Source organism: Sphingomonas caseinilytica, assembly GCF_023516455.1.
Classification (GTDB): domain Bacteria; phylum Pseudomonadota; class Alphaproteobacteria; order Sphingomonadales; family Sphingomonadaceae; genus Sphingomicrobium; species Sphingomicrobium caseinilyticum.
This window is the reverse complement of record NZ_JAMGBA010000004.1, coordinates 169,624-181,574: the sequence shown is the minus strand read 5'-3', so window position 1 is coordinate 181,574 and position 11,951 is coordinate 169,624. Positions and strand designations below refer to the sequence as shown.

The following is an 11,951-nucleotide window of genomic DNA, read 5'->3' as shown; positions in this document are numbered from 1 at the left end:
GTCGGCCTCAGCCACCTTGACGAAGTCGGCCAGGCCGAACTTTCGTTCGAACTGCCGGTTGGCGATCCCGCGATGGATGTAATCAATGCCTTCGTCATCGCCTCGCTTGCCACTGACGATCAGCTGGTTCTGCTGGGCAGTGATGTCGATTTCATCGCGGCTGAAGCCAGCCACCGCTAGGTTGATGCGGTAATGGTTGTCGTCGACTCTGATGAGATCGAATGGCGGGTAGCTTTCAGAAGCCTGTCCTACCGAGCTGTTTTCCAGAAGGTCAAACAGCCGATCAAAGCCGACCGTGGAGCGCCGATAGGGCGCAAAATCAAACGCACTGCGCATATCTGTCCTCCTCTAGAGCAACCAGACAGGACGCAGTGCCGACAGGCCCCTGAGTCCCATCGCCAGCCAGTTCTTGGCCGGCGGGCGGAATTTGGTTTTGAGGAAAAAGATTTCAAGAGGCCGAAACGAACCTTCGCTAACGTCCACTTTGGGTCGAAAGCTGCAGGTAAGCGGATGGTCCGGTAACGGCCAAGTTGCGACGCTCGATCGTTCTCGGATGCTTGGGACCGCAATGGGTGGGAAGCAGACTCACCCGAATGCCGATTGATGAGCAAAGTGGCTGTGGCAAGACTGCGTGCAGATAACCGGCGGCAGTTGGATGCTGACCAAGCGATCGCGTCGATGGAGCGAACAAGCCCGCGACCAGAATTGGTTTGGCATAATCATCGACCTCGTAATTGTAGTTGCCGGCGTCTTCCTCGCAATTCAGGCAGCCAATTGGAACGACGCCCGGAAGGAACGGGCTGAAGAGCGACGATACTATGCTCAGATCATCGCCGATTTGCGGGTCGATCAAGCTACGCTGCACGACGCACTGCGGCGTTCGAACGCCCTCGATGCCGCAGCCGAGAACACTTTGCGAGCAATGCGTGAAGGCATTTTGCCGGGCGTTTCGCCCGAACACTTTGCGCGCGACATCCACTATGCTGGCTATCTCTACATTCCGCCAACTGTTCGGCGCAGCTATGACGAGTTGATTAGCACGGGAAACCTGGGATTGCTGCAAAGCGAGCAGGCCAAGGCGTCGATAGCGAGCTATTACTCGCGCTTTGACGAACTTCGGCAATGGGATGAGCTGATGCGCTCGCAGCAAGGGCGCTATTGGGCGGCAACCTCGGGCGTACTTCCCCGACCGATTTTGCGAGACTTGCTGGAAGAGCGCGCAATCAAGATTAGCGATGCCGAAGCAGGCGCTATCCTCGCAGAATTGCGCAGCCGCGACCAGGTCGACGATATGCTTGTCGGAATGGCGGCCCACCAAGCCCGGGTGCGCCGAGATAGCGTGGACCTAGCTGAGAGGGGTCAAGCTTTGATGAAGGAGCTGGCGCCTCTCGCTTCGCGCTAAAGACCGTTTTGGGTCGAACGCTGCCATTGGCGCATCGATAATTCCCTCGGCATGATTCCGTATGTCCTCAACCAAAAAACGGATTAGTTCGGCATGCCGTTACGCCATTGGATTGCTGGCGCCCTTTTCGTGGCTGCGTGAGGAGGGTCTATGATTACGACGATGAGGAACTTGCTGGAAGCGCCAGCGGTAACGGGAGTGAAGGCAGTGCCATGGGCTGTGCTCGCGGTCGCTTTGCCGACGTTTATTCGCGCTGCGATAGATGGCGCTGTCGTCGGGGTGGCCGTGACGCCCTACGTGCCCTTCGTTGTGCTCGCCGCTCTTTTCCTCGGCTGGCAGTGGGGGGCGCTGGTTGCTGTTGTTGCTGCCGCAGTCTCGGACGCATTGTTTATCGGCCCGCCCAACCAGTTTCTCGAAGGCCCCTCCGATTGGGCTGCAATGTCGTTTTTCTTTGTATCTTCCGTGTTGATTGTTAGACTTATCCGCGAGATGCGAAGCGCATTGGCGAAACAATTGGCAGCCCGTCCATCCAGAGGCGCGCGAAAAGGGATCGTCTTTAGCTTGGAAGAGGGCGAAGCGTTCGCCAGCTGGCAAGGCAGCGGGCCGCCTATGAAACTTGGGCCGCAAGAAGAGGTCTGCGAAATGATGCAGGACTTTATTGCCCAAGTTGAGCTGGGGAAGCTTCTCAATCGTTACAGTTGACTCTCGAATGACCGCAATGGGTCGAAAGCAGCTATAAGCAATTGGCATTGTCGCAGCCTGGGTCGGGGTGGATCACACCATGCACCGGCCGAGCATTGTGACCGACGGATAGCTGGCGATGGCCGTACTCCCACTCGGGCCGTGCCCACCTAGGTCTTGGCTAATCCCGTGCTGCGACACTGCCCCTGCGATAATGACCGGAACGTCGTCTCCCACGCCCCGGTCCGATCGGCACAGCGCTACAGTAAGCGATCGTAATCTGGTCGCTATCAAATTCTATCTGCCGACTGCCGGCGGGCCCATTGGATGGGCATGCGTAACCGGAGGGTCTCCGGGAACGTGGAAGGCGATGGCGAACCTCGCCGCATAGAGATCAGGATCAGCAAAGGAACGACGAAGGCGCGGTGGCGGCTGCTGAATTCGAACCACATGCCCGTTAGGCACGTCACCACCCCCGCAATGATCAGGGCCAAGAGCCAGTCGGGAATACGTTCCGCGGTCCGTGCGGTGCTTGCGATCAGGGCGGTCCAGGCGAGTTGGCCGACCAACGCCGCCGCACCGAGCCATCTCACCTTCGCCCAATCGAGATATTCGGCCGGGTCATCGTCGACGAGAAAGGACCGGACCAGCATTCTGGCGACGTTGCCGAGGTAATGGAGTGGGTCCGCCAAAATCTGGTTGATGGCGGCCGAGGCGACGACGGACGCCCGGGCAACTTCGTCGCCGGAAAGGGAAAGGGTAGGGATATGCCTGCCCTCGACGGCGACGGCGATGGAAAGTCCCGCCGACGAGGTCAGCGGCAGAAATTGTCCGAACAGAAGATAGTTGCGGATCCACCAGGCTGACAGGACGACCAGCATTGATGAAAGGGCCTTCCACCAGCCCTTGCGCATGGTCAGCGCAAAAAACAGGATCGGCAGGGGCGCCCAAGCCGGCTGGGCAAGAATGAGGAAACCGGCAACAGTGCCGCTCAGGTAGGGGTTTCGGCAAAGGGGAAGGAGCACCACAAGCGCAACGGCGAGCGTTTCCTTCGACGGAACGATCGACGTCATGATGGTTCCGGGGAAGAGGAAATATAGCGACGCTGCGGATGGGTTGTTGGTTAGCCGGAAAATCGCCCATGTCGCGACGAGATCGAGGGAGCAATTGAGTGCCAGCCAATTCAGCTGGGCGCCTGCCAGCAGGACCGGATAGGCCGGCGGATACGCCGCCTTCAGGGTGCCATAGGTTTCGTTATCGATCGTCATCCCCCGGCCCGAAAGGATATTTTGAGCCAGGGTAAGATAGGCCCCGGGATCGTCGAGCGGCTGGCCGTTCAAGGACTGAAACGCAGCGATGCGAATGACCATTCCGGCCACGATTGCCGACGGCAGCCGCCATGACCTGGGTGCCAGGAAAACAAACCCCGCCAGCGTCAGGAAAACCGCGACCGGCCAGACCAGATCGATCGGGAACCGTAACAGGATGAGATAGGTCGCCGCGAGCGCGCCTATCGCCCACAAATAGGTGGTGTTTCGGGCCGCGACGGAGATCATTGGGCAGCGGTGCTCATTCGTCCTGATGCGACATGCAGCGGGCGGTGATCAAGAACTTCAGACCGGCTCAGTCGCGCTCAATCCGCGGTGGTTGAACCGCTGTTGCATCCGCGGGCCAATTTGCCGGATGGCCAGGGCGGCGAAGATCAGGAGGAAGGGAAGTGCGCCGAGGCTGTAACGGGTCTCGACATTGTGAAACGGCGCATAGACCAGCGCGAGGTAAATGATTGGCGCAAGAAGCAGTGGATAGCGCCGCCAGTTCAGCAGCATGCCGACTATCCCGAGGGTCAAGAGCAGGGCGTTCAACAGCCAAAGTCCGGCTTTGGCTGCGTATCTGATCGGCCCTTCGCTGATGCGCCAGGCGATCTGGTCGCTGCGGGTGCCGAGCCAAAGTTTGGGGTAGCGGATGAGCCAGGTCGAAACGGTGGCGATCGGGTCGGCGGCGATGCGGTCAATCGCCGTCTGCTTGAAGCGACTTTCGCTTTCCGGCGTGAACAGGGGGAGCTCCAGCAAATGGCGCTTTTGTTCGGCGCTGGTGAACGCATTGGCGGGATAGTCGGCACGCTCAACCCCCTTCGCCATCCAATCGGAGTTACGCTCCCAGGTGCCGATCCAGAGATTATAGGCCACGCGGCCTTCAGAGATGCCGACCCGCCCCTGGCTGACCTGCCAGGGCAGGATGATAAGATAGGCGAGCAGTGCGGCGACGGCCATGCGCCTGCGGATGCCGGCAGAGAAGAGCAGCGCGAACAGGGGGAGCCATTGGTAGGTGTCGCGGACCAGCGCGGCGACGCCGAGCAATAGTCCGGCAATCAGGACGTCCCACCTCGATTTGGGGAAGGCGATGAGCAGGAACGCAGCGAAGATGAGCTGCCAGCCGAGGCTGTCGGAAAGGATGCGCCACTCGAAAGCAGGAAAGAAGGGCGACGCAGCGATGAGCAGGGCGGCGACAAATCCTCCGCGCGGCAAGCGATCATGCGCGAGCAGCGCGACGAGGATCGTCAGGAGCGACTGAATGACGAGCGGGAACGGTGCGACCGCAAGGAAGGCGGGATAGCCGGGCGCCAGGTAAGGCGACGACTGGAAATAGGCCAGGCTGTCGCCGAACAAATAGGAAAGCGCGGGATCGAACAACGCCAGGCAGATCAGCCTGGCGAGGATAGCCGATCCGACGATGACCAGACGCTCACCCACAAAGCCTAAATAATTTGACAGCGGAATTTGTCCAAAGCCGCATTGGCATGAGCCCTTGCTACTCGCTATTCACCTCCCTCGGGGCTCGGACGAGGCGGGAAACCCAGCAATTGTCTTTGCAGCGCCCAGTCCATTGGCAGTGTCGCCTGCACTAGCTTTGTTTGCGAAAGGCTCTTTGGACAAGTGCCGTCGAGGATAGAAAGCAGAATGTCTGGCGCCAAGTAGTTGAGCCTGAGAACCCGCGCAAAACGGCTTGGCGTCCAATCGAGCGTTGCGGCTAGCTCTGCCAGGGTTTTGTCCCTTTCGGTGTCGACAAGCGACTGCAGCTCCCTTGCCTGTCCTATTAGTCGCTTGAGGCCAGGGCTGGGATGGGCCCCGACGCGTGGCAATTTCGGTTCCACCGGCATTGCTAGAAGTGAACTATATCTGATGGCGCCGGCCGGGACATCAATCAGATGCGTTGAGCTGTGTGCCCATTCGGCGTTTTGCGAGCCGAAAAGGCCGATGCCATCCCACCGGATGAACCGCTCAACTTCGGAGAGGCGCATGACGATTTTCACGCGCTCCAGAGAAAGCTCGATCCGGACAATCAGTGCCTGAAGAACATGCCGCAGATCGCCGCGCCTGATGTTGCCAAAACGATTTGCAGCCTCATGGCAACGGCGCGAAAGCCTATCAAGCTCGCTGTCGCAAAAACTCAGCCTAAGCAGGAATGAACGCACTTGTTCCCGACTGCCAATGAAGTTGCGAACTGCGGAGATGACGAGATCCTCGGTTGCGTCAGCTCGTGCCCTCAGCCTTTTCAGTTGCTGCCTTTTCCCCCAAACTGTCTGTCGAGACATGTAATAGCGAGAGCGGTTAACTGAACGGCCGGGCACCTCGCTACTCTGAACGCTCATTGGCCTGCCAAAACAGTCGAGCAGTATGTCTGTAAGGATATTATCGCCGCGCCTTGCGAGCTTATGGCGCACCTGTGCCTTCCTTATCGTCTGGACCCTTTCCCAGGTTACTCGGTCAATTATCGGCGCATGTAGGCCCTGAAATCGCTCGTCGTTATTTCTGAGTTCGCCGATGTAGATGGGGTTTTGGAGCACATGATAAATGAGTGCCTTCGTGATGGGCCGCCGCCGACCATCTTCCCTGCCCGCGTGCGCCAAAGCTTGCTTGTGTATCCCGCGTCTCGACACTCATTATAGACGCGGCACATGTTCTTCAGCTCAATGTAGCGATGGAATATGTTGCGTACGATTTCGGCCTCGTGCTCGTTTACACTCAATCTCCGACGGCGAAGGTCGTATCCGATTGGCGCAGGCCCTCCGGCCCACCGACCAGTCTGCTTCATGGCCCGCACTTTGTCGCGAATTCGATCGGACGCTAGTTCCCTTTCGAACTGCGCAAACGTCAGGAGTACGTTCAATATCAGGCGGCCCATACTGTCCGCCGTGTCGAAATTCTGAGTGATAGAAACGAACACCGTTCCATGCCGCTCAAAGAAGTCGATCAGCCGGACAAAATCGAGCAAGGTTCGGGTCAGTCGATCGAGCTTGTAGACAACTACCACGTCGACAAGCCCGTTCTCAATATCAGCCATCAAGCCTTGAAGGGCAGGGCGATCCAATGTCGCGCCCGAACGACCGGAGTCTTCGTAAGATTTGCTGATCTCTAGCCAACCCTTGTGCCGTTGACTCGTCACATAGGCAGCGCAGATGGCCCTCTGCGCTTCGAGGGAATTAAAGTCTTGTTGGGGGTCCGGCTCAACACTCCGCCGAGTATAAATTGCGCATCGCTTTTGTAGGGCGACAGGAGCAAATTTTCGCTTGGTCATGGTGGACCTCTATTAAGGCCCCCGGTGGCAATCGAAGCTTACTCGCTTGGCTGCCCGTTCGCTAACATCTGTGATAGGTTGAAAGCGTCCATTGATGCTTAAGATGTCCTATTTGTACTTCGCCGCCTCCACCTTGCATTCGTAGGGCAGGCCTGGATCCGCGCAAAGGTCGGGCCCTTTTCCGCTCGAGCGCCAATAGCTGAGGAGGTCCAGATCAGCATCCACTCTCATGAATCGGGGATCGGCCCGTACGGCCCTAAATGGAGGTCTGAACGGGAACGCCGGCGGGATTTACGACCGGATTATTGGAATGGCGAGAACGCGGTATATCTGATCGATCCGGTTGAAATGCGCGAGCTGCGCCTATGGACAACTTCCTGCAAGCCCAAGTCGAGTGTCAGCAACGGGTCGGATGAGGTCATTCGTCGTCATTCTGAACGAACGGCAGGAAAAGCGCCTCACCCTACCGAAAGCAGACAGTCCGCTTACGGACAAAAGCCGACATTAGAACTCTTCGTAACGAGTCGGTGATTTCGACCGCAAGTTCGGCCATGTGATGCAAAGAAGTTGACACGGTCGGCAAAGCCTTGGGACTTCGGAGATGTCGTCGGAAGGTTATAAGGCGCGCATGAGCGCGCAGCCCAAGGGCCGGGATCCGGCCACCTCCAATTTCCGCCAGATCGACTCCGGCCAGATAGTAGGATTCTGCAAGGACGGCATCTGCCGTTTCCTCGGCATACCCTACGCCGCGCCGCCCGTCGGGCCCAACCGATTTCGCGAGCCGCAGCCAGTTCAACAATGGGAAGGGGTGCGCGACGCGACCCGGCCCGGTCCAAGTGCTTTCCAGAAGCACAAGGATTTCCCTGTCATCGATGTAGCTCCGTTGATCGGAGGTGCCCTCGAGTATGGCGACGACTATCTGACACTCAACATCTGGGCTCCGCAGGATGCTGAGGCCAGGCCCGTAATGGTCTTCATTCATGGTGGAGGGTTTTTAATCGGAAGCAAGGACGCTCCGATTCATGATGGGGCCGCCTTTGCCCGATCTGGAATTGTCTGCGTCGCGGTCAATTATCGCCTCGCGATCGACGGGTTCTTGCCAATCCCGGGAGTTCCAACAAACCTTGGCCTGCGCGATATGATCGCGGCGCTTCAATGGGTGAAACGCAACATCGGCCAGTTCGGCGGTGACGCGGATAACGTCACGGTGTTCGGCGAGTCCGCCGGCGCGATGGCGACTGCGAACTTGGTCACATCGCCGCTGGCAAAGGGCCTGTTCAAGCGTGCGATCGTCCAAAGCGGCCATGGCGCGATGGTACGCGACATCGATGTAGCGAAGCGGCTCGTCCGCAAGCTGGCGAAATTACTGAAGATCGCCCCAACGGTGGCAGGTTTCCAAAGCGTGGATCCCGAAGCCAGCTGGCCGGCGATCGAAAAGGTCGCCAAGCCATTTCCAGGGATCGACCTCCGCGATTCCGAAGGTCACGAGCCGGTCTATGGAATCAGCCGATTTATCCCGGTTCATGGCGACGATGTGCTGCCCGAGAAGCCGATCGAGGCGCTGAAGAACGGCGCAGGCAAAGAGGTAGAGCTGTTGATCGGAAGCAATGCCGAGGAAATGAACCTTTATTTCGTGCCGACCAAGGTGCGGGCGAAGATCCCGGGTTTCCTCGCCAAATGGCTACTGGGCAAATCGCATCCTGCGGCGAAGGAGGTGCTCCAGGCGTACGGACTTGGTGCGAAGAAGCCAGGGCACGCCATGACCGATGCCATGACCGACCTCGTGTTCCGCTGGCCTGCGAGGCGCTTCGCCGAAGAGCATCAGGGTCAGACCCATGTCTATGAGTTCGAATGGCGCTCGCCTGCCTGCCAGGGCGAGCTGGGTGCGTGCCACGGTATCGAGCTCCCCTTCGTGTTCAAGACGCTTGATAGCGTGACCGGCCCGAACGGCTTTGCCGGCGAGGAACCGCCAAAGGCGCTTGCCGATCGAATCCACCAGATGTGGGTGGATTTCGCGACGGCTGGCACACTGCCCTGGCCGGAGTTCGACAGGAATCGCCGCAACGTCCACCTGCTTGGTTCCGACGAGACCATCCAGGAGCCGGTAATGCCGGCCGCCGAACTGGTTCCTTGAGGATTTTGACCATGTATCTCGAAAAGTTCCGCCTCGACGGGCGGGTAGCCTTTGTGACGGGCGGGGCTCAGGGCATCGGACTTGCCACTGCGGACGCCCTGGCCGAGGCCGGCGCCAAGGTAGTCATCGGCGACCTGACGCCTGCCGTTCTCGACAAGGCGGTCAGGGAGCTTGGCGCTAAAGGGCATGAGGTCGAAGCCGACCTGCTCGACGTTACCCGCTCCGATGACGTTACGCGGATTGCCAGCGATGTGGTGAAGCGACATGGCCGTGTCGACATTCTCGTCAATAATGCCGGGATCGCTCGCAGCGAAACAGCTGCCGAAGAAGTCGCGGACGAGCATTGGCTGAATGTCCTCGACGTCAATTTGAACGGCTCATTTTGGTGCGCCAGAGCCTTCGGTCGCCACATGCTGGAGGCAGGACGCGGCTCGATCGTCAATATCGGGTCGATGAGCGGGTTCATCGTCAACCGGCCGCAGCCGCAAAGCTATTATAATGCTTCCAAAGCCGCCGTGCACCAGCTTACCAAGTCGCTGGCGGCAGAATGGGCGGGCCGCGGCGTTCGCGTGAACGCGGTTGCACCGACCTATATTGCGACCCCGCTGAACGCCTTCGCCGATAAGTCGAGCGAAATGTACCGCCGCTGGATCGATGGCACGCCAATGGGCCGGCTCGGCGAGCCGGAGGAAGTCGCGTCGGTGGCGTTATTCCTGGCGTCGGATGCTTCCAGCCTCATGACGGGAAGCATTGTGCTCGCGGATGGCGGCTACAGCTGTTGGTGATTGCGATCGGCAAACTGAAATAGACGATCGGCATAGCATCCAACCTTTCAGATAGGTTGTATTTATCCTATCAGATACGTTCGTCAATAAGACGGGATGACAAGCCCGCGTAGAACGGAACATGAGGGGATAGAAATGCACCGCACGGTTCACATGTTGCTTTCGGCCAGCATCATCGCGCTGAGTTCGACAACTGCCTATGCGCAGGACGCCGAGCCGGTGGCTCAGGAGCCGGCCCCCGCCGAGGCAGGGCCAGCCGCGGCCGAGCAGCCCGCCGAAGGCGATCAGACGATCGTCGTCACCGCCCGTAAGCGCGAAGAGACTCTGCAGGACGTTCCGGTCGCAGTGACTGCGGTCACCGGCGAGGTAATCGAAAAGCGGGGCCTGGTTCAGGTCAAGGATGTCGCCGCGCTGACGCCAAGCCTTAACGTCAACAGCGACGGCGTTGGCCGTGTCTTCATTGCCGTCCGCGGCGTCGGCACGACGCTGGTGGGAACCGTCCAGCCGGGTGTCGGCATCTTCGTCGACGGCATCTATCAGCCCAACTCGTCATACCTGAACAATCCGTTGGTCGACGTCGATCGCGTTGAAGTGTTGCGCGGGCCGCAAGGCACGCTTTACGGCAAGAATACGCTTGGCGGTGCAATCAGCGTCATTACTCGCCAGCCGACCAATCGCTTCGACGTTCGCGGCGGCGGAAGCTACGCCGGCCCCGACAATGCGTGGGACGCGTTCGGATCGGTCAGCGGCCCGATTATCGACGACAAGCTGCAGTTCAAGGTTGCCGGATCCCACCGCGAGCAGGAAGGCTTCATCAAGAATACGCTGCTCGACACCGATGCAAATGCGCTGAACATGGACAGCCTTGCCGGCTCGTTGCGCGCTTCCCCGAACGAAGACATCGTCCTGACCGTCAACGGCTATTACGACTGGGTTAAGGGCGGCAGCATTCCCTATTCGCATATCGACGGCCCGACCGACTATGAACGGACCGTCGAGTATAACGCCACCAACACCCAATATTTCGAGTATAAGGGCATCAATGCCAAGCTCGAGGTGGCCGCCGGCACCGACTCCAACGTCACCCTGATCGGATCATATGATCAGCGGGACGGCCACACGCCCGACCTGGACGGCGACTTCAACTCGATCGACGTGGTTCACCAGACTTCCCGCGACGAGCTCAAGACCGCCGCTGTTGAACTGCGGGTCGACAGTGAATGGTCGGATCAATTCTCCACCTTGTTCGGCGCTTATTATAGCCATGAAGAGCTGAGCGGCGAAAGCCAGTCCGTCACCCGCTTCCTGCCGCTGATCGGCGTGAACCTGACGCGGGTCAATGGAACCGAGGACAGCCGCGAGGGCGACAGTTATGCGGCATTCGGCAATGTGTTCTGGAAGCCCAAGAGCGACCTGGAAGTCGCACTCGGCCTCCGCCTCGATCATGAGAAGCGCACCGCAGGCGGGGCTCTCGGCCAGACGCTCCTGCCAGGCTTCGTCGAGCTGGAGGATGCGCCCGACGTCACCCTGACGGACATCGATGAGGTCGACATCGAGTCGACCAAGCTGCTGCCCAAGGCGACCCTCACCAAGCACTGGAGCGAAGATCTGATGACCTATGCGTCGATCTCGAAGGGCTTCCGTGGCGGCGGGTTTAACGGTCCGACGGCGCCGTTCCGTACCTACAAGGGCGACAGCGTCTGGACCTACGAACTCGGCAGCAAGTATATTTCGGCGGACCGGCGTCTCTCGCTGGCCGGCGCCATCTTCTACAATGACTATAAGGACTATATCGGCCTTAATCAGTTCGTCGTTGGGACGGACGGAAATGCGGTTACGGTCGACCTCAATACCGGCGACGTGAAGAGCTATGGCGCGGAAATCGAGGTCATGTTCCGGCCGGTCCGTGCCTGGACCCTCAGTGGCGGCGCGAGCTATGTCCACGCCCGGATCACGAACTCTGACATTTATTTCGAAACGACGGGCAAGGAGCTGGCGTCCGACCGGCTGCCGTTCCAGCCAGATTGGACGTTCAATCTGAACAGCGATTATGTCGTTCCGGTCGGGAGCGGTGACTTGACCTTCTATGCCGGGCTGGTCGGCAAGGGTAGCCGGATCGGGGCATCGATCAGCGAGACCCGGGCACCGGTCCTAAAGAGTTATGTGCTGGCCAACGCCGCCCTGACCTACAGCATCGGCAACGTCGAAGTCGGCGCCTTCGTCAACAACCTGTTCGACAAGAACTACTACAACAGCTTCATCGAGAAGACGACGCTCGAGAATGTGTTCGGACCCGGCCCGCTAGCTTCTGATCTCGGGATCATCGGCGACAAACGCCGCTACGGCGTCCGTACCCGGTTCCGGTTCTAATGCC

The 11,951-nt window shown here is 59.2% G+C and carries 10 protein-coding genes; 5 read left to right on the top strand and 5 right to left on the bottom strand.

The features are described from left to right. Positions 1–336 (bottom strand): Hsp20 family protein (locus LZ496_RS13820; protein ID WP_249905313.1); only part of this gene is annotated, 336 nt, incomplete at its 3' end. A gap of 319 nt (positions 337–655) precedes the next feature. Here LZ496_RS13820 and LZ496_RS13815 point away from each other — a divergent pair. Next, positions 656–1,402: a DUF6090 family protein gene (locus LZ496_RS13815; protein WP_249905312.1), complete on the top strand. Its 747-nt coding sequence runs from the start codon at positions 656–658 to the stop codon at positions 1,400–1,402. 150 nt (positions 1,403–1,552) lie between these two features. Continuing rightward, positions 1,553–2,104 carry a DUF4118 domain-containing protein gene (locus LZ496_RS13810; RefSeq protein WP_249905311.1) on the top strand — a complete coding sequence of 184 codons (552 nt, stop codon included), beginning with the start codon at positions 1,553–1,555 and terminating at the stop codon, positions 2,102–2,104. A gap of 269 nt (positions 2,105–2,373) precedes the next feature. Here LZ496_RS13810 and LZ496_RS13805 read toward each other — a convergent pair whose 3' ends face one another. The 4 genes from LZ496_RS13805 to LZ496_RS13790 all read right to left on the bottom strand — a co-directional run bounded on the left by LZ496_RS13805 (position 2,374) and on the right by LZ496_RS13790 (position 6,658). After that, positions 2,374–3,639 (bottom strand): hypothetical protein, encoded by a 1,266-nt coding sequence (locus LZ496_RS13805; RefSeq protein ID WP_249905310.1) that lies wholly within the window; start codon positions 3,637–3,639, stop codon positions 2,374–2,376. Positions 3,640–3,696: 57 nt separating this feature from the next. Further along, the gene (locus LZ496_RS13800) at positions 3,697–4,833 is read right to left on the bottom strand and encodes a hypothetical protein (RefSeq protein ID WP_249905309.1); all 1,137 of its coding nucleotides are present in this window, start codon (positions 4,831–4,833) and stop codon (positions 3,697–3,699) included. 65 nt (positions 4,834–4,898) lie between these two features. Next, a complete protein-coding gene (locus LZ496_RS13795) occupies positions 4,899–5,927 on the bottom strand; it encodes a recombinase family protein (protein ID WP_366516741.1) in 1,029 nt (342 codons plus the stop codon). Beyond that, the gene (locus tag LZ496_RS13790) at positions 5,852–6,658 is read right to left on the bottom strand and encodes a recombinase family protein (protein WP_249905307.1); all 807 of its coding nucleotides are present in this window, start codon (positions 6,656–6,658) and stop codon (positions 5,852–5,854) included. The genes LZ496_RS13795 and LZ496_RS13790 overlap by 76 nt, the downstream gene beginning before the upstream one ends. A gap of 628 nt (positions 6,659–7,286) precedes the next feature. Here LZ496_RS13790 and LZ496_RS13785 point away from each other — a divergent pair. The 3 genes from LZ496_RS13785 to LZ496_RS13775 all read left to right on the top strand — a co-directional run bounded on the left by LZ496_RS13785 (position 7,287) and on the right by LZ496_RS13775 (position 11,947). Continuing rightward, complete coding sequence (locus LZ496_RS13785) at positions 7,287–8,792, top strand: carboxylesterase/lipase family protein (RefSeq protein ID WP_249905306.1); 1,506 nt, start codon at positions 7,287–7,289, stop codon at positions 8,790–8,792. 11 nt (positions 8,793–8,803) lie between these two features. Beyond that, positions 8,804–9,577 (top strand): SDR family NAD(P)-dependent oxidoreductase, encoded by a 774-nt coding sequence (locus LZ496_RS13780; RefSeq protein WP_249905305.1) that lies wholly within the window; start codon positions 8,804–8,806, stop codon positions 9,575–9,577. Positions 9,578–9,712: 135 nt separating this feature from the next. Continuing rightward, on the top strand, positions 9,713–11,947 hold the full coding sequence (locus LZ496_RS13775; protein WP_249905304.1) for a TonB-dependent receptor: 2,235 nt from the start codon (positions 9,713–9,715) through the stop codon (positions 11,945–11,947). Positions 11,948–11,951: the final 4 nt, after the last annotated feature.

Bases quoted from the DNA above. Each gene is read 5' to 3' on its own strand.
- LZ496_RS13785 (WP_249905306.1), top strand. From the start codon at position 7,287: ATGAGCGCGCAGCCCAAGGGCCGGGATCCGGCCACCTCCAATTTCCGC.
- LZ496_RS13775 (WP_249905304.1), top strand. From the start codon at position 9,713: ATGCACCGCACGGTTCACATGTTGCTTTCGGCCAGCATCATCGCGCTG.
- LZ496_RS13790 (WP_249905307.1), bottom strand. From the start codon at position 6,658: ATGACCAAGCGAAAATTTGCTCCTGTCGCCCTACAAAAGCGATGCGCA.
- LZ496_RS13780 (WP_249905305.1), top strand. From the start codon at position 8,804: ATGTATCTCGAAAAGTTCCGCCTCGACGGGCGGGTAGCCTTTGTGACG.
- LZ496_RS13815 (WP_249905312.1), top strand. From the start codon at position 656: ATGCTGACCAAGCGATCGCGTCGATGGAGCGAACAAGCCCGCGACCAG.
- LZ496_RS13805 (WP_249905310.1), bottom strand. From the start codon at position 3,639: ATGATCTCCGTCGCGGCCCGAAACACCACCTATTTGTGGGCGATAGGC.
- LZ496_RS13810 (WP_249905311.1), top strand. From the start codon at position 1,553: ATGATTACGACGATGAGGAACTTGCTGGAAGCGCCAGCGGTAACGGGA.